This is a genomic window from Pseudomonas sp. CFII64 (genome assembly GCF_000416235.1).
Lineage (GTDB): Bacteria > Pseudomonadota > Gammaproteobacteria > Pseudomonadales > Pseudomonadaceae > Aquipseudomonas.
Window position 1 is genome coordinate 217,065 of record NZ_ATLO01000028.1, and the last position, 20,423, is coordinate 237,487.

Genomic DNA, 20,423 nt, shown 5'->3' on the forward strand with positions numbered 1-20,423 from the left:
ACCCAGGGTATTCGGAGCCTATCGGCTTCGACTGCTTCATCGATGGCGTGCGGGCTGGACGGTTACTTTCAACCGCCTCCAATCACCCGCCAACTCCCAACCGCCGAATATCGCCAACCGCAACCGCCAACGGCGGTATTGTCCTCAACTGCGACATTAGGCAAGCGTCAGGAACAACGCCGAAGTCCATACTCTGGACTGATCCCGCTGACGCGCACAGATGAACAAGGGATGTTCGCGACCCGGTTGCAGATTCAACTCCGCCAGTTCGATCTTCCCTTGCAGATCACGGGGCAGTGGCGCAGCGGTGGTTCTTTCAAGAGAAACCTTCAACTCGGCCCCCGGCAACTCTTCGATCACTTGTGATTGCGCCAGCAGCTCTTCGCCGGACAGCTCCATCCGTACCGTCGGCGCGTGCACGTAGGGTTGCGGCTCGGAGGGGTCGCCGACCTTGATGTAGTTGTCGATGCGGCTGCAGATCTGCAACGTCGCGCCGGCCAGTTGTGACAGGTCGATTTCGATACTGTCGGTGTCGCCGTTGGTGTCGGTGCGAAAGGCCAGGCTCGTGGCGTCCTTGCGCCAGACAGTTTGCTCGGGATGATCCAGACCCAAAGCACGAAAGCCGTTGATGACCGCGCCCGTCACCCGAATCTCGCCGGTCCAGTAAGCGCCGCGATAACGGTCCTTGATTCGTGCGCCCCCCAGACGCAGCCTGATGCGTTGGGCGGAAAAACCCAGCTCCTGATGCAGATTGCGCGACCAGAGCAGTTTATCGCCATCGAACAGATCTACCTGCTCCCAGCCCGCCTCGCCGAGCAATCGATAGTCCAACGTGGCATCCGAATCGGCCGTGAAGACTTCACCCATAAAGTGCTGCCCCTGACTCAGGCTGGCAAATGAACGCTCGCCGGTGGTGGCGAAGGTGCGACGTGCGCGAAGTGCCTTACCGACACTTGATCGATCGAACGAATCGGCAACGACACCGGTCAGCCCGCCGCGAGAACCAAACACGGCAGTGGCGGGAACCCCGCCGCCGCAACGGCCTTGGTGCTCATCGCTATTAGCGGCGGCACCGACGCGATAGCCACGCTGCAGCGCTTCGGCGTAGACCCAATGGAACTGCCCCCAGGCCGAGCCGACTTCAATCAAGCGCTCCAGCTCCGGGTGATGCCAGTCGAGGTTGCAACGGCGCCCACCGACGTGAGGCATCATCAGATGGCCTTCGGGGTCCTTGGCATAGGCGGCGTACAACTCGTCCACCGGCCAGGCGCCCGGTTTGATGGTGCCGGCAGTAAACTCGTTCCACTCAAAAGACCGCACCAACCGCCCTTGATTGTCGAAAGGAAACTCGGGCTTTCGATCATGCAGGAACACTACATTGCGGTCGCCGCCGGCGCAGGAGTTGCCGCACCATTCGGTGCCGGGATAACAAACGAAGCGGCCGGGTTCGTTGAGTTCGTGAATCAGATTTACCGCCTGATCCCAGCGTTGCTCCGTGATATTGAAGTCGTTGGCGGTATAGCCAAGCACATCGAGGCCGGCGACATCGCGACCATAACTGAGGTTGTAGAGCGTGTCGTTGGTGCCCACGGTGTCATCGGAGTGCACATGCAGGTCGGCGTACAGCGGGCGCAATGCGGTGCCCGCCGGATCGACGGTGACAAAAGCCTGTGCACCACGCACTCCAGGCGTCTGCACCTCGGCGGACAATCGCCACTCACCTACGGCCGCCAGGTCAAAACCCTTGAGCCGCACCGTCGCCCAACCCTCATTTGCCAGGGTAAACGGTTGTTGTCGCTCGCCACCTTCAGGAGCCACCAGGGTCAGGACACCATTGAGCGGCAGGTTGCGGCAAGTGTTGCCCCAGGCATCGTCCACCCGCAGCAACACATCGAACGCCTCACCGGCGCTGACCAGGCGCGGCACAATCAGCTGCACACTCTGTGCCGGTCCCGGCACGATATTCAGCAACGGATCGCCTGGCACCTCGGCAAATTTCGAGCTGCCTAGCGGGTCGATGAATAGCCGGAATCGGAAGTCTTTCTCGACGAAACTCTGCACCCGCGTCCCCGCGCCGCCCTGACGACGATCACCCAAACGAATGGTGATTTTGTCTCCCGGATTCAGATAGCCGTCGATGATGTCGATGATGATTGCTTTCTGAAACGGCCGTTCATGGCCCTTCTGGTCGAAGCGTACTTTCAGGTGCTGCACGGTGGCCTGGCTCTGCCCGGGCACCAGTTCACCCGCCTGATACTCGGCGCTGACGTAGTTGGGACCGGCCGGATTCGAAGTCTGGAACAGTGCCCAATCGGAGTAGAACTTGAACGCCAGTTTCAACCAGGCGCCATCCGCCAGACCGCTGCCGCCGACCTCGTAGACCAGAGTAATTTCATCCCATTGCCCGGCAATCAGCGTGTGCCGGTCACAATCAATGCTACCCAGGAACGGGCGTTTCTTGTTGCGCTCATAGAGGCCTTGGGGGGCGATGTAATACCCGGCTTCCCGGGGATCGAAAACGTTACTCACATGACACCTCGCGCAGTGGTCCACTGAAGGTTTGAAGGGGATCGAAGGCAAAGGACGATGCTTACTGCACGCGCCATTTCTGGTAGTGGCGCTCGATGCGCCGGAACACAAAACTCTCCATCAGCCAGGCAATCAGGCCGATCAGCACGATGCCCAGCAGCACCTGGCTGCTGTTGCCGATCTGCCCGCCGGTGGAGACCATCCAGCCAATGCCCTGGGAGGCGCCGATCATTTCTGCGGCGACCAATGCCCGCCAGCCCTGGCTGAAACCGATGCGCAAGGCCGCCGTCACGAACGGCAGTGAGGCGGGTAGATAAACGTGAGCCAGCAGTTGCCAGGGATTTGCGCCCAAGGTGCGCGCCGCGCGGACTTCGCCGCCGCGAATACTCTGGACGCCCTCCTGAATGGTCACCGCCATGGGAAACACCGCTGCGATGAAAATCACCAGCACGATGGAGACATAACCCAGGCCGAAAATGATCATGATCAACGGCGCCCAGGCAATCGGAGGGATCGCCATGAACAGGCTGTTGAGCGGCGAGATGAAATCGCGAAACCGCGAAGACAAGCCTCCGGCCGTGCCCAACAGAATCGCGACGATCACCGCTGCGCAAAAACCGCCAACCTCTTCAAGAACACTCGCCCAGAGGTGCTGCCACAGCGAACTGTCGCCGAACCAGCGCATGGCTTCGCGCGCGACATCCCAGGGCTGCGGCAGGATGTAAGTGGGAAAACGGCTGGCCAGGGCCATCCAGATCAACAGCAGGACTGGCAGCGAGGCCCATCCCCAATTCGGTTTTGGCAAGGACATGACAGGCTCTGACTCAGCGCGAGGCTTTTTCCAGGTAGGAGGTATCCACGATCTGCTCGGTCTTGAGCGTGGTGTCGATAAAGCCCAGGTCGTGGGAGTAATTCATCAGACGCTGGATGAATTGGATGTCCGCAACCTGCAAGTCAGCCGACCAGCCCAATCGCGTCCGCGCCTGGGCGACGATGGTCTCCGGGGCAATGGTCTTGCCATCGGCACCTTGTACCGCTTCAAGCTTGAATGCTTGGGCGATGATGCGATTCGACTCGTCGGGATGTTCGTTGAGGAACGCGATGGCCTTGCGGTGGGCACGCAGCAGCTTGACCACGTCGTCCGGTCGTTCCTGCAAGGTTTTGGGCAGCGCGATCACCACGTACCACGGGTAATTCGGCAGCGCCTGATTGACGTCGAGCAGAATCCGGCTCGACCCACGCAGCAACGCCTGGCTGACGAAGGGTTCCCAGGTAAACGCCGCATCGACAATGCCACGCTCAAGTGCCGCGTTCATATTGCCGGGCGGCATGTCAATGATGTCCAGGTCCTTGTCAGGGTTGAGCCCGCCTTTTTCTTTCAGCACATAGCCGCGCAACAGCACGTCCATGCCACTGCCCTTCTTGACCCCAGCGAGTTTTTTGCCCTTGAGCTGCTCCAGGTTGTTGATCGGACTCTTGGCGTCGACAATCACCGCAGCTTGCCCGTAATTGACCTTGGCCAGAATCCGGCTTTGCAGGCCTCGGGAGAACCATTGGTACACCGGCGGCGTACCGACATAGGCAACATCCAATTCACCCGCAGCCAGTGCCTGCTGGATCACCGGGCCATCGCCCAAGGCCTTGAGGTCGACATTCAAGCCTTCCTCGCGGTAGTAGCCCTGCTTGTCGGCGATCAACGCAGGCGCATTGGCCATGGCGAAGACATAACCCACACGCAGGGTTTTCTCCTCAGTGGCCACGGCAAATGTGCTGCTTGCCAATGCGGCAACAGACAAGGAAAGAGCAAGCAGCGAACGTTTGATCATGCGGTTAACTCGGGTTGACGTGTGGGGTTAGCGATGGCTTCAGGCGCTCCCATGACGTGGGAAATGCGCTCCATCAGCTCATTGCGGTAATCGAGAAAGGCCGGCAGGCGACGGGTCTTCAGGTTGGAACGCGGGCGCGGCAAATGAATATCCAGTTCGCTATGGATACCGCCCGGGGCGATGTTGAGCACGATGACCCGATCGGCCAAAAAGACCGCTTCGTCGATGTCGTGGGTGATGAACAGCACCGTCTGGCCCAGCTCGGCCCAGATCCGCAGAGTCTCTTCATTCATGCTGTTGCGGCTGATGGCATCCAGCGCGGCGAAGGGTTCGTCCATCAGCAATACGCTGGGCTCCAATGCCAATGTCCTGGCGAGGGAGACGCGTTGCTGCATGCCGCCCGACAGCTGATGGGGCAAGCGCTGTGCCGCACCTTCCAGACCAACCAGGCGCAAATACTGCAACGCTTGCGCACGCTGTTGCTCCTCGCTGAGTCGGGCCGTCATGCGTAGGCCAAAACGAACGTTTTCCAGAGTGCTCAACCAGGGAAACAACTGCGGCGCCTGAAACACATACCCCAACTCCGAACGCTCCGGACACACCGCCGTCTGATTGATACTGATCTGACCGCTCTGTGGTTGCTGGAAGCCTGACAACAAATTAAGCAACGTGGTTTTTCCGCAGCCGGAGGGCCCCAGGATCGCAACGAACTCGCCGGGCTTGGCGTTCAGACTGAAAGAGGTAAACACCCGATGCCCGTTGGGGTAGCTGAAGCTGATGTCATCGACTGTCAGCGCATCGGCTTGCTGCGGTGCGTAAGAAGTGGTTTCGGGCATGGCAAGTGTCGTCAGGTCGATTACAATAGGAATGCCTGATATAATACGTATTAATACATGTTATCCCAATAACCTATTCTTATAACCTTAGAAGTGAAGGCGCGCCGCCCAACTCCAAGGCCATGGAAAACTGACAGTGTCCACGTCCATTCTTCGCGACAGCACGACCTCGCTTTACGAACAGATCGCCCATCAGCTGTTGGCAGAGATTCAACGCGGCGACTACGAGCCCAACGGCAAGTTGCCTTCAGAAGCCGAACTGGGCGAACGCTTTGGCGTCAGCCGCGTCACGGTGCGCCTTGCGGTGGGTAAGCTCAGCGACGACGGCGTGGTGGAGCGCAAGCAAGGCAAAGGCACCTTCGTTGCTGCCAAACAGGTTCGGCACGGCCTGGATGCGTTGCGCAGTTTTCATGAGGCGCTGTTACTGCAAGGACTCGAACCGAGCATGCAGGTAATCAGCCATAAGCTGCAGCCCATCCCGGAGGCATTGCGCGGTTTGTTTGACGCAGCGGACGATTGCCTGCTGCTGGAGCGACTGCATTTCGTTGATGACGAGCCCATCGCCCTGGGACGCAGCCATCTACCCGTCGAGTTGGCCAGCGTGGTGTGGACTGAAGTCGAACATCAACCGATCTACTCGATTCTGGAATCGACCACCGGCCTGGCGGTCACCCGCGCTGACCTGGCGATTCGTGCGCAAGAAGCCGACAGAAGTCTGGCCAGCGCGTTGAACGTCAAACGCGGCGCCGCGCTGCTGGTCATGGAGCGCACCTCTTACTTTGCCGACGGCCGCTGCTGTGACCGTACGACCTTTTACATCCGCCCAGAACGTTATGCCTTTGTCCTCAGTGGCGTCTTCAAGTCCAGACCCGCACAGGCTGATTGATCATGCACGTCGAGAGATACTTACGGCCGCCAAGCCACTATCCGGGTGTGTCGGCAATGTTCTGCGCCCACAGTCAACCCATCAATGGTGACTCTAAGGCCGCGACAGATTGCAACGCTGGAACCCGACTCACGGCGTCGATATCCGCACCCACTGAACAGGAAAAGAAGGTCAAAGCCGCAGTATCGGCCAGCTTAGAGCATGGGTTGGTTCATGGTGCGAAACGTGCCACCGGGTCCACAAGTCAGGTCGGCGCGATCATTGTTGCACGCTGTGATGCTCGTGGGCACGGCATCGTGCGGCTGCCCGAATCGGCCTATGTGCTGGGTAAGGCCGTCAATCCGCTGCCGGTTGACGGCTGGAAGCACGTCAGTCGTTGGCACGCCGACTGAACGCTCCACTACAGCGTGTTGATTCGCGCCGCCCCACATACTGGACCCATGGGAAATCCGGCCTCAGCCCGGGAACACGATGGCGGTGAAGTTGTAGGGCTGCTGCCACGCTTCTATCATGCGCCTCACGACAACGCAGCGGGCTTGCCAGTCTGCGCCGGTATGCCCTGAGCGAACCGACCAGCCACTTCATTGCGCGTGCTGGAGAGCATGCGCGGAAGACATAGAACGCCACCACGCTATCGCTGTAGGGCGTCGCGAAGACAGCGAGCCCTCGCGGCTTTGGGATCATGCGGGTTCGCCGCAACATCCTGCTTAATCGCCAGTAGCCCATCGTCCAGGCTGTCACTAGCGTGGAAAGCGATGTCCAACTGCGTAAGAGTGACTGTCGTCCACCGGTGGCGGCACTGTGCCTTCAGGTTCATATAACGCAGCGTGTCGGGTAACAGCGGCGTTGGCTTCGGCAGGCTTACTCCGGCATCAAGGCGTGTGTAATAGCGGTCAATCGGCTCGGACAGGCCGGAGATGGCAATCAGTGCGTCAGTCCGCGCGACTTCCCCCATGCTAAGGACGGCTTGCAGATAGAGTCCGAGGTTATCCTGTTCTTCGCCTTAGCAGCCCCGTCGAGCCTGAGACAGGTCCGCGATTCGCCAAATAGTGAAGGGTGTATGCCGACTCCTCCGGGATTCTAAGATGGAGCCGTGGTCGGCGAGGTTCACCGTCGGAACAAACGCTAGATCCGTCGGTACCCAACCTGGCCTGAGGGGGAGAGCCAAGTCGCTCATTACTTCGGTTTCGGTTCTACTGAACGTATCCACCTTGACTGTGCCAGGCGCAGCGAGATTAGCCGTTGACAGGAAATCCAAAGCCTAAAGAGAAAAGGAAGTTATCGAAATTTTTTCCCAACAGAAGAAACTCAATAATACGAGGCTTCCGAGGGGGATATGAGTGATCTGGAATTTATCTTTTGGCCGGATGTTCAAAATCTACTGACGGTGCCAAATTTGCTCCAGATCTTGACGCTAGACATCACTGTCAGAGTGAACAGAGCCTAGCAGCCCATGTGTGTCTTTTCTTTGTTGTATAAGATCGTATACCACGGTTCTAACATGCATGTTTCTTGGTCACTCGTAAGATAGAGATTTTCGCAGCAGCTGCATTTTCACCAAGGGGCGTATATCGAAGCCCAACCAACCTTGGCGATAACGACCCGCCTCAGCGAGGAAATCGACCAGACGAATATCGTTGACCAGCAACAGGCCCCGAGTCCAGGCGAAAGGGCCAAGCGGCCCTTTGCCCAACACCGTCATCTGCGTTGCTTAAGTGCCGACCCTTTGCATACCTGCCGACGGCGTTGCCCGAATGGGTGGAAATCAACACCTAGCCGCTCTCGACATGGATTTCACTGTAGCCACCGCGCTCACGCGGCACTGCCCTCGCCTGCGTCGCCTGACACCCAGCGAAACGACAGCGCACAAGCCAGTCGGCGCCGTTCACCAGCACCTTGCCCGATCGCGGCAGCCACTCGCGCCCCGGGACGTCCACGGCACTGCCGGCGTGTAGAACCAGCTCAGCACCATCCAAAGCGACCCGACGACGCTCGCCAGTGGTTGTGACAAAGTCGCTGCGTCAAGCCAGCGCCACTGTCGTAATCAACAGCGTTGTACCACCCGCAGCCAAACCGAGGTCGAGCAATTTCAGTATGTGTCGACGGGTCAAATCAGCTTTGGCCCATCGTAAGAGCGGAATAGTGCACGCGGCATCAGGCAACTGGCTGCCCTGAAACAAGTCACCAATCTGCTGCAAGCATTGTCATGCCAGCTCATACCGGGCGTCGCGACGTCGCCATTCGTGCAACTGCTTATGCAACTCGGCGCTGCTGGCGTTGGCCCGCAACCGCATCTGCCGCTCGATGGCCGTGCGGATGATTCCCTCCTCCGGCAGGCGCTTGGCAGCCGCACTCATTGCGGCGCCTCAAAGCACACTCGATAGCAATGCATCAGGGCGCTCGCCACATGCCGCTCAACGGTACGACTGGAAACGCCCAGCGTCTGAGCCACTTGGGCATGGCTCAGGTCACCCAGCTTATACAGGAGAAATACTTCGCGCACCGCCGGCTTGAGACCGTCAAGCAACGCGCAATGCGCTCCACGCACTGCAACGCCTCATGGGGACCTCAGGTAATGGATGGCTGGCCTCGGGCAACTGCGTCAGTGCCTCAAGATAGGCTCGTTCCAATGCGTCGCGATGCCAGGGTCGATCATCAGATCCCGGGCGATACGCACCAACAGCGCACGCGGTGCATGGGCGCTGATCGGCTGACCGTGCTCCAACAGACGGGCCAGATCCGCCGCCTGCTGGGAGCACTCAATCGAGCGTCGCAACCAGCCCTGCGGCCAACCGCGATGAGGGCCATACAAAAGATCGAGAGAAACGATCGAATCGGTTTCATGGAGCAACATGAAACGCCTCAGACTGTCAAAAAGCAAAAACCCATGAACGGGTGCGGCGGACGCGCGCACCTCAAACGCAAATCGTTACCATTACAGTCGTTTCTGCGGGGCCGTTTGACTATTCACTCAGGCTTTGTGCTGCGCACACCAGCGTCACGCTGGCGATTGATTGGCTGAGGAACTGTTAAAAGCCCATTTGGCTGATTAACGCGACAGTGAACTCCGCGTCATTCTGGCTCCTGCCTCAAAGCCTGCAAATATGCCCAAGGATAGATGCCCCGCTCGTGTTGGTCGCTGAACACCAGTTGCACGCCATATCCCTGGGGGTTGACCTCAAGTACACGAATATCAGGCGAAACCAGAGGATTCATGCCTCTGAGGCGGAACGCCCGGCATTGCGAGCACGGACAGTGACGTCGAAGCAGGGCATGGCCGAGCAACTGAACCTGACCCTCACGCCAGTTCAGCCGCAGTTGGCCAGTACGCTGTGAATTGCCAATTGCTTCAGGGGCGGCGGTCATTGCAGTTGGGCCAGCGCGATGCGTACCGCTTTGCGCACTTCCGGATCACCGTCTTCCTGCGCCGCGTGCAGTGCGGCCAGCGCGCCTTTGTCGCCGAGTTCTCCCAACGACAATGCAGCTTCCTTGCGCAGATTGCTGATGCTGTGGCTCAAGGTTTCGATCAGCGCCGCCAACGCCGGGAGATAACGCAAGCGCCCCAGGCTGCGCGTCGCCCGCAAACGCACCTGCCAATAGTCGTCGGTCAGGGCCGCAACCAGTGCGGGGCCCGCTTCCTGTCGGCCGACCTTGCCCAGCGTCGTTGCCGCTTCCTCGCGCACCTGCCAAGCCTGGTCCAGCAAGGCCTGGCGCAATGCGGGCAAAACCCGCTCGTCACTGGCCAACCCCAATGCGCCGGTTGCGGCGCGGCGTACGTCGGTGTCGGCATCGGTGCTGGCCAGTTGTGCGAGCACTTGCAACGCGTCGATATTTTTCAACCAGCCCAGAACGCCAACCGCTTCACGACGCACGCTGGCATCGGCATCCTGCAAGCCTTGTATCGCAGCGGGCGCTGCTTCACCCAGGCGTAACTCCCGCAAGGCACGAAACGCTGCGACGCGCACATCGGCTTCGGCATGCGTCGCCCACGGCAGAATCACCCGCCCGGCATCTTCACTCTTGAGCACACTCAGACTTTGCGCGGCAGCAGCGCGGACACTTGGCTCTGGATCGGTCAGCGCTTCGCAGAGCGCCTGAACCACCTCGATGTCCTCCCACGCCTCAAGCAAACGCGCGGCTTCGCCCCGGACTTCGGCAGCCGTATCGACACGAAGCCGATTGACCAGCCAGGCCAGGCCGTCCGGATCCTCAAAATCTGCCAGATCGATCAATGCGATGCGCCGCACCCCGGGATCAAGGTCCTCCAGACGCGAACGCAGATCCTGAATATCCGGGTTATCGACATCATCAAGGATGTGGTGTGTATCAGTCAGTTCAGTCATATGGCGAATCGCGGCCGGTTGTTTTCAAGGGGAAGTCCGAGGGGGGTCAGGCGTGGTAACGCCCGGCCCTCTTCGTGACGCAGCAACTCGAGGCAATGGCGCTTCAAGCGGGAAAATTCAGGCGTGGTAACTATTTCGGTGAGGCGCGGGCGCGGAAAATCCAGTTGCAGATCTTCAATGATCCGCCCCGGCCGAGGGCTCATCACCAACAGGCGATCAGCCAGGAACAACGCTTCATCAATATCGTGGGTGACAAATACCACAGTGGTGCGGATGCTCGACCAGATGTCCAACAGCAATTCCTGCATCTTCAGGCGAGTCAGCGCATCGAGGGCCCCGAATGGCTCGTCCATCAACAACAGGCGTGGACGATTGATCAGCACCCTGGCAATTTCGACTCGCTGTTGCATCCCGCCCGACAACTGATCGGGCCAGCGATCGCCACATCCATCGAGCCCGACCAGCGCGAGCATTTCATCGGCCGAGGCTCTGCGCTCGGCCTTGCTGACACCGCTCATTTTCAGCCCGAAAGCGATGTTGTCGCGCACGCTGCGCCAGGGGAACAGCGTGTGGTGCTGGAACACCATGCCCCTTTGCGGCGAAGGCCCGAGCACCGTTTGACCGTCCACTTGCAAGGTGCCCTGCTGCGGTTTCAGGTGCCCGGCCAAAGCCCCCAGCAAGGTCGATTTACCACAACCGGACGGCCCGAGAATGCAGACAAACTCGCCCGGTGCGACTTGGCAGTCCAGCCCGTTCAATGCTTCAAAAGCGTGCTTTTGCTCGCCCAGCACAATGGACAAATCTCGGATATCGATCCGCCCGGCAGGATTGTTCAGTGAGTTCATCAGGCTTTTCCTTGCGGACGCTGCCAAGGGGTAAAAAAGCCGCCCAAGTGTTTGACCAGCAGGCTGCTGCCCATGCCGAGCACGCCGATCAGCAACATTCCGACCACGATATCGGCGTAGTTCTGGAGGGTGTAGGACTCCCAGGTGTAGTAACCGATGCCGAACTGACCCGAGATCATTTCCGCAGTGACCAGACAGAACCAGGACGTGCCCATGCCAATCGCCAAGCCGGTGATGATGCTGGGCGCAGCACCCGGCAAAATCACTTCAAGCAACATGGCCCAGCGCCCTGCCCCAAGGCTTTTGGCCGAAGCAACCAAACGCGGGTCCACCCCTTCAACGCCATGGATGGTATTGAGCAGGATGGGGAACAAAGCGCCAGTGAAAGTAATAAACACCATCGACAACTCCGACGAGGGAAACATCAGGATCGCCAGCGGGATCCAGGCCACCGCCGGGATCGGCCGCAGCACTTCTAGCGGCGGCAGCAACAGATCTTCAGCCCACTTCGAGCGTCCGATCACCACGCCGAGACTGACACCAATGACCAGTGCCGCCACATAACCGGCAAAAATCCGGCTCAGGCTGGCGCTCAGGTGCTCGCCCAACTTGCCGGAATCCAGCAATCCCACGGCGGCTTGAACAACTGCCAATGGCGTGGGCACATTGCTGAAGGTCACCAGCAGCAAATTCCAGTGATAGCTGGCTGCCAATTGCCAGAACACCAGGCAGAGCAGCAAAGAGCCCGCACGCGGGATCCAGCGCAACAGTGATGCGTTCATACATCCCCCTCTTGTTGCCGACAGCACCTTCGCGCAGCAAACAGACTTGTTGCAGGTGCTGCCGGCCCTGTTTACCGGGCAGCGATTGCCTGATTGAAATCAACCACCTTGCCACCGTGGGCCTGAGCGAAATGCTGCGCCTGCCCCTTAAGCAGGAAGGCGTTGAGCTGGCCTTTGCTGTCACTGGCAAACCATGCTTGATTGGCGAGCAGCTTGATGCCGCTGTCCTGAGCCTGGGCGTATACGGCGCGAATTTCCTTGCTGTCTTTCTTCAACTCTTCAAGGGCTGTGAACGCGGCCTCGGGGGATGCGTAATGACGGACCTTCGGCTCACCTTTCACCCAGATTTGCGCAACGCGGGTAAAGTCAGTAATGGGCTTGCCGGTCCCGGCGTCGTTGGCCTTGAGCGGCGACGGGGCATAGTTGGCAAGCTGGGCGTTGTAGTCCAGCCCCGCTTCCTTGAACGCCACACGGATGTACTGATCGTCAATGAATTTATCGAGGTCCAGCCCACGGTCCGCCTTCTTCATCAGCTTCAAGGTGTCGATGGCTGTTCCCACCGCCTGACGATATTCAGGCTTCCAGGTCTGATCACGGGTCTGTACGCCCAGCGGACCGTGGAACAAGTAATTCACTTCGGCTTCAATCCCGGCAACCTTTTCGATCAGTTCGCTGTACTTCTCTGGTTCAGCGGCCAGCAGTCGATTGGCCTCGATACCGGCGCGCAAATAAGCGACGACAACTTCCGGATATTTCCTGGCATAGCTTTCGTCCACCAGCGCACCATGCATGGTCGGGGCAGCCGCTTGCGAGCCGTCGTAAATCTTGCGAGCAAACCCTCGATTCGGGAACAACTCGGCAAAAGGCACGAAGTCGGCGTGGGCATCAATCTTGTTCGCCTGTAGCGCGGAACCTGCGACTTCCGGTGCCTGGGCAATAATATTGACGTCTTTGAGCGGGTCCCAACCCTGAGCGGCAACAGCCCGCAGCAACATGCCATGGGCGGTGGAGGCGAACGGCACCGAGATGCTTTTGCCTTTCAGGTCAGCCAGCGATTGTGCGGATGAGTTATTCGGGACCACGATTCCGTTGCCGCTGCCCTTGGTGCTGCCGGACAGCACACTGATGAACAGGCTATGTTTGCCTGCGGCCTCAAATGCCACGCCGTTGAACGAACCCGGGAAGTCGGCCATGGCTCCGAAGTCGAGCTTCCCGGCGACCATTTCGTTGGTCAGCGGCGCGCCACTGGTAAAGTTTTTCCATTCGATTTCATACTTGGCGTCCTTGTATTGGCCATCGTGGGGTAGATATTTCTCCAGCAACCCCAACTCACGAATCATCAAACCGCCAGCGGCGCAGTTGATGGTGGTGTCCTGAGTGCCGATAGCGATACGGATGGTTTCTGCCTGGACAGACCAGGTCAATGAGGCCAGGACAAAACCGGCCAGCGTTGCACGCAATAACATGGGGTATCCCCTCGAATCAGTTTGATAGTTATTCGTCTCCGCCACGGTCTGGTCGCGGTGGGAAACGAGGGGGCGATTGCTCAGGCGTCCGGGGGTTGCCGGATAGCTTCTTGCACGGCCAGGCGGATCGACTGGACGAGCAACATGACTCAACGCAGCAAGTAAGGGATTTCGACCTTTACCGCGCCGGTGGGACAATCCTTTTCGCAAGGCATGCAATACCAGCACTCGTCGAACGCCATGTAGGCCTTCTGCGTAGCGGGATTGATCGCCAACAGGTCCATCGGACAGACGTCGACGCAAACCGTACAGCCCTTGTGGGCGATACATTTGTCTTCATCCACCGTGACCGGCGCATTGGAACGAAAGAAAATTTCTTGGGGCTGATAAGCCATTGCACGGTGTCCTCGGAGCTTTTAGCTCTCTCTGTCGGGGGTGTTGCTCTAACTGCATTACCGGCCAGGTTCAGGCCGCATCGGCACCGACCCGCAGTCGGTCGTAAGCCTGCATTTCCTGCGCATCCAGGGGAATCACGTAGGGTTCTACCGGTTTCTTGAAACTGAACATCTGCCCGTCATCGCCTTTTTTCAGGTGGCAGTGACAAAACCAGTCGGCGTCATTGCGTTGCGGATGATCGACTCGATAGTGGTAAAGCCCCCAACGACTCTCGGCGCGATACAGCGAAGCGCGGGCGGCCATTTCGGCACAATCGCGAATCATGCTGACCTCCATGGCGCGCATCAATTCATGGGCATTGCTTGCCTTCATCTGTGCCAGGTCGTGCTCGATTTCGCCGAAACGCTGCAGACCAATCTGCATTTTCTTGGTCACTTTTGGCGGTTGCAGGTAGTCGTTGACGAAGCGGCGCAGTTTGTATTCAACCTGAGCTGGCGGCAGCCCGTGCTCGCGGTCAAGCGGCGCATAGACCCGGGCTTTTTCCCGCTCGATCTGCTGTGCATCCAGCGGCGAGAACTCACGCCCGTCTACGTAGCCGGCGGCATTGGTGCCCGCAAACCAGCCATAGGTAAAAGCCCCGAGCATGTAGTTGTGCGGCACTGCAGCCATATCCCCGGCGGAATACAGGCCTTTGACGGACGTCTCTGCACGCTCGTTGACCCATACGCCAGAAGCCGAGTGCCCGCTGCAAAAACCGATTTCCGAGATGTGCATCTCCACCATCTGGCTGCGGTAATCGGTGCCGCGATTGGCATGGAACTGCCCACGACTGGGCCGCTCATTGCTGTGCAGGATTTCTTCGATGTTCTGGATGGTTTCCTCGGCCAAGTGATCGAGTTTGAGGAATACCGGACCATTGCCGCTTTCGAGTTCCTGGTGGAACTCCCACATCATCTGGCCGCTCCAGTAATCACACTCGATGAAACGCTCGCCCTTGTTATTGGCGGTATAACCGCCCAATGGCCCCGTCACGTAGGCACAGGCTGGACCGTTGTAATCCTTGATCAGCGGGTTGATCTGGAAGCACTCCAGATTGGCCAGCTCCGCACCGGCGTGATAGGCCATGGCATAACCATCGCCAGCATTGGTGGGATTTTCATAGGTTCCCATCAAGTAGCCCGACGCGGGTAAACCCAGGCGTCCGGCAGCACCGCAACAAAGAATCACCGCCTTGGCCCTGATCACGCTGAAATCTGCTGTGCGGCAATCAAAGCCCATGACGCCATTCACCGTACCGTCGCCGTCAGTCAGCAAACGGGTGCAGACCAGGCGATTGGTGATCGAGACCCGCGCCCGCTTGAGCTGGCGATACAGGACTTTCTTGATGTCATGGCCTTCGGGCATCGGCAGCACATAAGCGCCCATGTGATGGACCTTCTTCACCGCATAGTCGCCGGTTTCATCCTTTTCGAACTTCACGCCCCAGCGATCCAGCTGTTCGATGGTCTCGAAGCTGTGAGTCGCATAGGCATAGACTGCCGCCTGATTGACGATACCGTCGTTGGCGATAGTGATTTCCTTCGTGTATTGCTCGGGGGTCGAATGACCGGGAATGATCGCGTTGTTCAAGCCGTCCATGCCCATGCTGATCGCCCCGCTCCGCTTGACATTGGCCTTGTCGACCAGCAGCACTCGAAGGTCGCGGTTCGCTTCCTTGGCCTTGATCGCCGCCATCGGCCCAGCGGTGCCACCGCCGATCACAACGATGTCGTATTCCTGCTCAAGGGTCTGTCGGGTCATTGCGCGGTACCTCGCTGGCGGTCAATTCGCAGGCGGTACTGGAACGCATCGCCACGGTAATACAAATGCTCGAAGTCCACCGGCTGGCCATCGCCGGTGTGGGTCAAACGTTCGATACGCATGATCGGCGATCCGGATTCCACGTTCAGCGCCTGGGTCAGGTCGTCGTCGGCCAGCACCGCGTCAATGGCGAGATCGGCATGACCGAGTGTCAAACCGCAGTCGTTCTCCAGGATCAGAAAGATGTCGCGGGTCACCAGATCAGCGTTTTCAAGGCGCTCGCCGATGGCCTTGGGCAGGTAAGTAATTTCCAGGGAAATCGGCTCGCGATTGAGCAAACGCACCCGTTTGATCTGCGTCACAAGCTCGCCGTCAGGGACTTGCAGACGCTCGGCAACCAACTTGTCAGCAGGAATAAACCGGAAACTACGCAGGCGGTTCATCACCTCGTACCCGCGACCGGTCAGAGATTCGGCCAGGCCTTGCAAGGTGCTGACATTCTGGAACGCCTTGAGCTTGGCAACAAAGGTACCTTTGCCGTGGATCCTGAAGATCAGCCCTTCCTTCTGCAGATCACCCAATGCCTGGCGCACCGTGATCCGACTGACCTTGAACATGCTTCCCAACTCGCTTTCGGAGGGCATCTGGCTGTTTTGCGGATATTCACCATCGAGTATTCGCGAGCGCAGCAGATCGCGCAGCTGGGTGTGCAGCGGTACGCTGGAGAACGGCAGCAAGGCATTGGTGGTTTCGGTCATCAGAGTCACTTGTCATAACGAGTTATGACCTGATGGTAATTAGCTTAAGTAGCAGCCGTGAAATACCGATTAGGAATAAACATAGAAGCATGCCACCGCTGCACCCGAACCTCGCTGCCGGAGAAGAAGAGTCATTACTCGTTCAGGCTGCTCGACTGGAAGTCGGCGATCTGCTGCCACATCGCGCTCGAGTTGGAATACATCGGGAAAATGCCCGCAATGCGCAACCGGTGCCAAGCGCACGCCTAGAGCCTGAATATGCGGCAAGTAAGACAACCACGCGTTTTGCTCGCCATACATGAACATTCGTGGACACTTCAAGCCGAGGAATTTGCGCATCAGATCGGCATTATCGGAAAGGTCCACCATCGACTGGAAAATCCCCCGCACCGCGCCAGCTCGCACCTTGTGCCGCAGGCTCGCCGCATAGAGCGCGCTGGCATAGGCCGGCGCGTGTCGGGCGCGCTCGATGAACGCGGCGGAAAACGTTTCGGGATCGTTGGTTGGGTAGTCGACGATCTGGCGGCTGAGGAAGCAGTCTTCCGAGGCGATACCCTTGATATCGACGAAGCTGAGCACCCGGTCCGGGTACTCATGGGCCAGTAGCAAGGCAGTCAGACCGCCCATGGAGTGGCCGACCAGATGAAAGCGCTCAATACCGAAATGCGCCAGCACACCGACGAAGATGTCGTTCATGCACTGCTCGTCGAAGCGGATGTGGCCGTGGTGCACGGCAGCCTTTTGGTCTTGGCCCGTACATTCGCATTGCCTATGCCCTGGATGACGCATCATTGCGCCGGGCATGCGCGGCGATCCTCACGTTCTGTGCCGCCCTGCGTTGATTGTCAGGCGGTCTGTCAACCTATGAAGAATACAGCGACCTTGTTTCCTAATGGATCACGAAGGTAGGCGACATAGAAATCGTCTTCGTAGGCATCTCGGTAACCCTGAGCACCTTCATCCATTCCTCCGTTTGCCAGACCGCCTTTATAAGCTGCTTCTACCTGCGCCTTGGAATCAGCCCGAAACGCCAGCATGACGCCATTCCCAGCCGTCGCTGGCCGGCCATCAAAGGGTTGGGCGACATGGATGGTTCCTGGCCCATTCGACTTGTCGGCAACATCCGGCAGCGAGAAACAGTATTGCTCTTGCGCCACCTCTTTCTCATAACTCAAGGGTGAAAAAATCGCGTCATAGAAACGTCCGAAAGCATCGACGTCGTTAGCGCCTATGTACAAATAACTGAGCATGATCTCCTCCTGACCGGGCATGGGTGCAATTGACTGGCCGATCCCAGAAGCAGCCAAGCGATGCCACACAGATCGAAGTACCCAGGATTCTAGACAGCGATTCCGGGGTGCGCTAAGCGTCATCCTTTTAGTACTAAAAAATCCGATCACCTGCAAAAGACCAACGGCGCATGAGCTACATGCATTCTTTGCGATACCCCGGAACCTGCAAAAAGAGGGGACGTAAACCCGGTCGGCGGGAGTCGGGATAGACGCTTTTTGGCCACAAATTTCGTGCTGAACACAAAAGGTCAAAAAAATCATCCGGCTGGATGGTTTTTTATGCTTTTTGAATTCATTCGAGCCTTCATTGGCACTTGTCGGTCCGGCATTATCCCGTCCAGGAAAGGGGGGGAAATCATAACACTGGCACCGTTTACGAAGTGAGCGTCAAGCCCAGGGCCTGTCGCAGCGTGAGGTGGTGGCGATGAGCAACATCCAGGCTAACGCTCAGGGACATTACGAAAATGGGCAACGCTCACCTGCCGATTACCTGTCGCTGATCCACGCCGCCGGGTTTGATGTGCAGTACATCATTACCGGCATGCGCAGGCCATTGGCCAATACCAAGCTGTCCGATCATGAATACGTCGTCATCAAGAACTTTCGCTTGAACGATCCCGATGATCGCGATGCCATCGAGCGGATCGTGACGTCATTGGCGGTGAGCGTGCGAAACGGGGCCGATGACCGTGCTTAGGTTCAAGCCGTTGCTCGCTGTATTTGGCGGGTTCTGGCTGGCTGCGGTGGCAATGATATGTTTTGCTGATCTCAGCCAGCGCCGAAGTGAGCAATCGCCGGGTGGTGGGTCACGATGACTTCGCTGCATGACTGGCATCTTGAAGTCACCCGATCAAAAGTTCACAAGGCCCAGGCGCGGCACGATGCCGCACATTCATCTATTTGTACCGAACAATATTGACCATACTTTTAATGCGCCTTTAAGATCGTTCCATGCGTACATGTCGGCCAACCGGCGCGCCGCACGACTCAATCAAGCGATCTGTTTCGCTGATTATCAATCAGGCGCAACTTAGGCGTCGAACGTGTGGAGTAACCGTCATGCCCGCTGTATCCCTGAGTACTGATCTCAGCCCTGCCCCGTCCCAGGATTTTGATGTCCGGCCCCTGGCCGCGCCACTGGGGGCTGAGGTCCTCGGACTGGACCTTGGCCGATCGCTGAACGAGACCGACCTCAAGCGCATCCACCGCGCTTGGCTTGACTACGGTCTGTTGATCTTTCGCGACCAACGGATCACCGCCGAGCAGCAGATCGATTTCAGCCGTCGCTTCGGTCCGCTACAGGTGCACGTGCTTAAGCAGTTCTTGCTACCCAACCATCCTGAAGTGTTCATCATTTCCAATATCGTAGAAAACGGCCAGCCCATCGGTCTTGGCGATGCCGGAAAATTCTGGCACTCCGATCTTTCCTACGTTGAGCTCCCGAGCCTGGGTGCCATGCTGCTGGCGCAAGAACTTCCGGACGAAGGTGGCGATACGCTGTTTGCCAATCAGCAATCAGCCTATGACACCCTTCCCCTCGAGGTGCGCCGGCTCATTGATGGCAAACGCGCCGCGCACTCCTATACCGCCCGTTACGCCGACGAAGTATTCAGCGGCATCCGTCGACCAACGCTGACGCAATCACAGTTGGCGCAAGTCAAACCCGTGGTACATCCGGTGGTGCGGACCCATCCGGAAACCGGACGCAAGGGTTTGTTCGTCAATGAAAACTTCACCACACACATTCTTGATCTTCCCGAGTCCGAAAGCAGACAGGTCCTTGCCAAGCTGTACGCCCACAGCATCAAGCCCGAACTCATCTACCGCCATCAGTGGCAAGCCCATGACATGCTGTTCTGGGATAACCGAGCGCTGATCCACCTGGCAACCGGCTGCCCCAGCCATTTGCGCCGACGCATGCACCGCACGACGATACAGGGTGACGTGCCGTTTTGATCAATCCATGATCATCGCCAATCGGTCGTAGGGTCTTAAACAAACCTGTCATTGAGCGCTGACCCAACGCAGCGTCTCATCCCCATAATCATGGCCGAACTTGTTGTTGATCTGATGGATGGAACAACGACATCAAGCACGCCATTGAGACCCGCTACTGACTCGCCAGCAACTGTTGCTGCAGACACACTTATTCAACATTCCGCTAATTAAACAACAGCCCACCTGGTGTTTGTCTTGCCTGCGAGCCGCCAAACAGGCGGATAAGCGAAGTGGTACATCTCTTGCTCTAGTGCTGGTCTGGTATTTCAGGATCGGTGATGCACGCCAAGCGGTTTATCACGGCATGCGTTGTATTCCAGAAATGCATTTTCCAACCTGCGCTTTCAAAGCTTGAAGGATTTGTCATGGATGTTTTCTGGTTTCTTCCCACCCACGGCGACGGCCACTATCTAGGCACCAGCAAAGGTGCGCGACCGGTCACGTTGAATTACCTGAAACAGGTGGCCCAGGCCGCTGACGACCTCGGTTACCACGGCGTGTTGATTCCCACCGGGCGCTCCTGCGAAGACTCATGGGTGATCGCTTCGGCACTGGTGCCGCTGACCGAACGCCTGAAATATCTGGTGGCGATCCGCCCAGGGATCATTTCCCCAACGGTGTCGGCGCGCATGGCGGCGACCCTGGATCGCTTGTCGGGTGGGCGTC

At 58.3% G+C, this 20,423-nt stretch carries 21 protein-coding genes and 2 pseudogenes; 6 read left to right on the forward strand and 17 right to left on the reverse strand.

Annotated features, from left to right (window positions below; translation table 11 throughout):
- Window positions 1-156: 156 nt before the first annotated feature.
- From CFII64_RS13910 to CFII64_RS13925, 4 genes are all read right to left on the reverse strand, one after another.
- A complete protein-coding gene (locus tag CFII64_RS13910; RefSeq protein ID WP_020291423.1) occupies window positions 157-2,529 on the reverse strand; it encodes a hypothetical protein in 2,373 nt (790 codons plus the stop codon).
- Window positions 2,530-2,590: 61 nt separating this feature from the next.
- On the reverse strand, window positions 2,591-3,340 hold the full coding sequence (locus CFII64_RS13915; RefSeq protein WP_020291424.1) for an ABC transporter permease: 750 nt from the start codon (window positions 3,338-3,340) through the stop codon (window positions 2,591-2,593).
- 13 nt (window positions 3,341-3,353) lie between these two features.
- Entirely contained in the window at window positions 3,354-4,355 is a 1,002-nt protein-coding gene (locus CFII64_RS13920; RefSeq protein ID WP_020291425.1) for an ABC transporter substrate-binding protein, read from the reverse strand.
- Window positions 4,352-5,191, reverse strand: a complete 840-nt coding sequence (locus CFII64_RS13925; RefSeq protein WP_020291426.1) for an ABC transporter ATP-binding protein — start codon at window positions 5,189-5,191, stop codon at window positions 4,352-4,354. The genes CFII64_RS13920 and CFII64_RS13925 overlap by 4 nt, the downstream gene beginning before the upstream one ends.
- Window positions 5,192-5,327: 136 nt before the next feature.
- On the opposite strand from CFII64_RS13925, the gene CFII64_RS13930 reads away from it, so the two are divergent.
- On the forward strand, window positions 5,328-6,077 hold the full coding sequence (locus CFII64_RS13930) for a GntR family transcriptional regulator (protein ID WP_020291427.1): 750 nt from the start codon (window positions 5,328-5,330) through the stop codon (window positions 6,075-6,077).
- Window positions 6,078-6,133: 56 nt separating this feature from the next.
- On the forward strand, window positions 6,134-6,469 hold the full coding sequence (locus tag CFII64_RS29765) for a hypothetical protein (RefSeq protein ID WP_156883182.1): 336 nt from the start codon (window positions 6,134-6,136) through the stop codon (window positions 6,467-6,469).
- A gap of 1,812 nt (window positions 6,470-8,281) precedes the next feature.
- Here the strand turns inward: CFII64_RS29765 and CFII64_RS29770 are convergent.
- The 12 genes and pseudogenes from CFII64_RS29770 to CFII64_RS13995 form a co-directional block, all read right to left on the reverse strand.
- Window positions 8,282-8,434 carry a hypothetical protein gene (locus tag CFII64_RS29770; RefSeq protein ID WP_020291431.1) on the reverse strand — a complete coding sequence of 51 codons (153 nt, stop codon included), beginning with the start codon at window positions 8,432-8,434 and terminating at the stop codon, window positions 8,282-8,284.
- Window positions 8,431-8,625 carry a sigma factor-like helix-turn-helix DNA-binding protein gene (locus CFII64_RS30245; protein ID WP_256208084.1) on the reverse strand — a complete coding sequence of 65 codons (195 nt, stop codon included), beginning with the start codon at window positions 8,623-8,625 and terminating at the stop codon, window positions 8,431-8,433. Before CFII64_RS30245 ends, CFII64_RS29770 begins: the two co-directional genes overlap by 4 nt.
- Window positions 8,626-8,679: 54 nt before the next feature.
- The gene (locus CFII64_RS30250; protein ID WP_020291433.1) at window positions 8,680-8,931 is read right to left on the reverse strand and encodes a hypothetical protein; all 252 of its coding nucleotides are present in this window, start codon (window positions 8,929-8,931) and stop codon (window positions 8,680-8,682) included.
- 218 nt (window positions 8,932-9,149) lie between these two features.
- Complete coding sequence (locus tag CFII64_RS29335) at window positions 9,150-9,443, reverse strand: gamma-butyrobetaine hydroxylase-like domain-containing protein (protein WP_020291434.1); 294 nt, start codon at window positions 9,441-9,443, stop codon at window positions 9,150-9,152.
- Window positions 9,440-10,420 (reverse strand): HEAT repeat domain-containing protein, encoded by a 981-nt coding sequence (locus CFII64_RS13960; protein ID WP_020291435.1) that lies wholly within the window; start codon window positions 10,418-10,420, stop codon window positions 9,440-9,442. Before CFII64_RS13960 ends, CFII64_RS29335 begins: the two co-directional genes overlap by 4 nt.
- Window positions 10,417-11,265: an ABC transporter ATP-binding protein gene (locus CFII64_RS13965; RefSeq protein ID WP_020291436.1), complete on the reverse strand. Its 849-nt coding sequence runs from the start codon at window positions 11,263-11,265 to the stop codon at window positions 10,417-10,419. The genes CFII64_RS13960 and CFII64_RS13965 overlap by 4 nt, the downstream gene beginning before the upstream one ends.
- Window positions 11,265-12,047, reverse strand: coding sequence for an ABC transporter permease (locus tag CFII64_RS13970; protein WP_020291437.1), 783 nt, complete (start codon window positions 12,045-12,047; stop codon window positions 11,265-11,267). The genes CFII64_RS13965 and CFII64_RS13970 overlap by 1 nt, the downstream gene beginning before the upstream one ends.
- 71 nt (window positions 12,048-12,118) lie before the next feature.
- Window positions 12,119-13,513 carry an ABC transporter substrate-binding protein gene (locus tag CFII64_RS13975; RefSeq protein ID WP_020291438.1) on the reverse strand — a complete coding sequence of 465 codons (1,395 nt, stop codon included), beginning with the start codon at window positions 13,511-13,513 and terminating at the stop codon, window positions 12,119-12,121.
- Window positions 13,514-13,662: 149 nt separating this feature from the next.
- On the reverse strand, window positions 13,663-13,908 hold the full coding sequence (locus tag CFII64_RS13980; protein ID WP_003180418.1) for a ferredoxin family protein: 246 nt from the start codon (window positions 13,906-13,908) through the stop codon (window positions 13,663-13,665).
- A gap of 70 nt (window positions 13,909-13,978) precedes the next feature.
- A complete protein-coding gene (locus CFII64_RS13985) occupies window positions 13,979-15,709 on the reverse strand; it encodes a fumarate reductase/succinate dehydrogenase flavoprotein subunit (protein WP_020291439.1) in 1,731 nt (576 codons plus the stop codon).
- Window positions 15,706-16,467, reverse strand: coding sequence for a GntR family transcriptional regulator (locus tag CFII64_RS13990; RefSeq protein ID WP_020291440.1), 762 nt, complete (start codon window positions 16,465-16,467; stop codon window positions 15,706-15,708). The genes CFII64_RS13985 and CFII64_RS13990 overlap by 4 nt, the downstream gene beginning before the upstream one ends.
- A gap of 134 nt (window positions 16,468-16,601) precedes the next feature.
- Window positions 16,602-17,142, reverse strand: a pseudogene (locus CFII64_RS13995) (alpha/beta fold hydrolase); the annotation flags it as partial.
- Between CFII64_RS13995 and CFII64_RS30255 the strand changes: the two are divergent.
- Window positions 17,140-17,309 (forward strand): annotated as a pseudogene (locus CFII64_RS30255) (aminotransferase class I/II-fold pyridoxal phosphate-dependent enzyme); the annotation flags it as partial. The pseudogenes CFII64_RS13995 and CFII64_RS30255 sit on opposite strands and share 3 nt — an antisense overlap.
- Before the next feature lie 15 nt (window positions 17,310-17,324).
- Here the strand turns inward: CFII64_RS30255 and CFII64_RS14000 are convergent.
- Window positions 17,325-17,717 carry a VOC family protein gene (locus tag CFII64_RS14000; protein ID WP_020291442.1) on the reverse strand — a complete coding sequence of 131 codons (393 nt, stop codon included), beginning with the start codon at window positions 17,715-17,717 and terminating at the stop codon, window positions 17,325-17,327.
- Between the two features lie 466 nt (window positions 17,718-18,183).
- Here CFII64_RS14000 and CFII64_RS14005 point away from each other — a divergent pair, with 466 nt between their 5' ends.
- The 3 genes from CFII64_RS14005 to CFII64_RS14015 all read left to right on the forward strand — a co-directional run.
- Window positions 18,184-18,456, forward strand: a complete 273-nt coding sequence (locus CFII64_RS14005) for a hypothetical protein (protein ID WP_020291443.1) — start codon at window positions 18,184-18,186, stop codon at window positions 18,454-18,456.
- Window positions 18,457-18,818: 362 nt separating this feature from the next.
- Window positions 18,819-19,715, forward strand: a complete 897-nt coding sequence (locus CFII64_RS14010; RefSeq protein WP_020291444.1) for a TauD/TfdA family dioxygenase — start codon at window positions 18,819-18,821, stop codon at window positions 19,713-19,715.
- 407 nt (window positions 19,716-20,122) lie between these two features.
- The coding region (locus tag CFII64_RS14015) for an LLM class flavin-dependent oxidoreductase (protein WP_020290798.1) at window positions 20,123-20,423 on the forward strand (301 nt) is incomplete at its 3' end.

What these genes read in the sequence shown, in the direction of transcription:
- CFII64_RS13915 (WP_020291424.1), bottom strand. Translation starts at nt 3,340, where the DNA reads ATGTCCTTGCCAAAACCGAATTGGGGATGGGCCTCGCTGCCAGTCCTG.
- CFII64_RS13920 (WP_020291425.1), bottom strand. Translation starts at nt 4,355, where the DNA reads ATGATCAAACGTTCGCTGCTTGCTCTTTCCTTGTCTGTTGCCGCATTG.
- CFII64_RS13925 (WP_020291426.1), bottom strand. Translation starts at nt 5,191, where the DNA reads ATGCCCGAAACCACTTCTTACGCACCGCAGCAAGCCGATGCGCTGACA.
- CFII64_RS29765 (WP_156883182.1), top strand. Translation starts at nt 6,134, where the DNA reads ATGTTCTGCGCCCACAGTCAACCCATCAATGGTGACTCTAAGGCCGCG.
- CFII64_RS29770 (WP_020291431.1), bottom strand. Translation starts at nt 8,434, where the DNA reads ATGAGTGCGGCTGCCAAGCGCCTGCCGGAGGAGGGAATCATCCGCACG.
- CFII64_RS30250 (WP_020291433.1), bottom strand. Translation starts at nt 8,931, where the DNA reads ATGTTGCTCCATGAAACCGATTCGATCGTTTCTCTCGATCTTTTGTAT.
- CFII64_RS29335 (WP_020291434.1), bottom strand. Translation starts at nt 9,443, where the DNA reads ATGACCGCCGCCCCTGAAGCAATTGGCAATTCACAGCGTACTGGCCAA.
- CFII64_RS13960 (WP_020291435.1), bottom strand. Translation starts at nt 10,420, where the DNA reads ATGACTGAACTGACTGATACACACCACATCCTTGATGATGTCGATAAC.
- CFII64_RS13965 (WP_020291436.1), bottom strand. Translation starts at nt 11,265, where the DNA reads ATGAACTCACTGAACAATCCTGCCGGGCGGATCGATATCCGAGATTTG.
- CFII64_RS13970 (WP_020291437.1), bottom strand. Translation starts at nt 12,047, where the DNA reads ATGAACGCATCACTGTTGCGCTGGATCCCGCGTGCGGGCTCTTTGCTG.
- CFII64_RS13975 (WP_020291438.1), bottom strand. Translation starts at nt 13,513, where the DNA reads ATGTTATTGCGTGCAACGCTGGCCGGTTTTGTCCTGGCCTCATTGACC.
- CFII64_RS13980 (WP_003180418.1), bottom strand. Translation starts at nt 13,908, where the DNA reads ATGGCTTATCAGCCCCAAGAAATTTTCTTTCGTTCCAATGCGCCGGTC.
- CFII64_RS13985 (WP_020291439.1), bottom strand. Translation starts at nt 15,709, where the DNA reads ATGACCCGACAGACCCTTGAGCAGGAATACGACATCGTTGTGATCGGC.
- CFII64_RS13990 (WP_020291440.1), bottom strand. Translation starts at nt 16,467, where the DNA reads ATGACCGAAACCACCAATGCCTTGCTGCCGTTCTCCAGCGTACCGCTG.
- CFII64_RS14000 (WP_020291442.1), bottom strand. Translation starts at nt 17,717, where the DNA reads ATGCTCAGTTATTTGTACATAGGCGCTAACGACGTCGATGCTTTCGGA.
- CFII64_RS14005 (WP_020291443.1), top strand. Translation starts at nt 18,184, where the DNA reads ATGAGCAACATCCAGGCTAACGCTCAGGGACATTACGAAAATGGGCAA.
- CFII64_RS14010 (WP_020291444.1), top strand. Translation starts at nt 18,819, where the DNA reads ATGCCCGCTGTATCCCTGAGTACTGATCTCAGCCCTGCCCCGTCCCAG.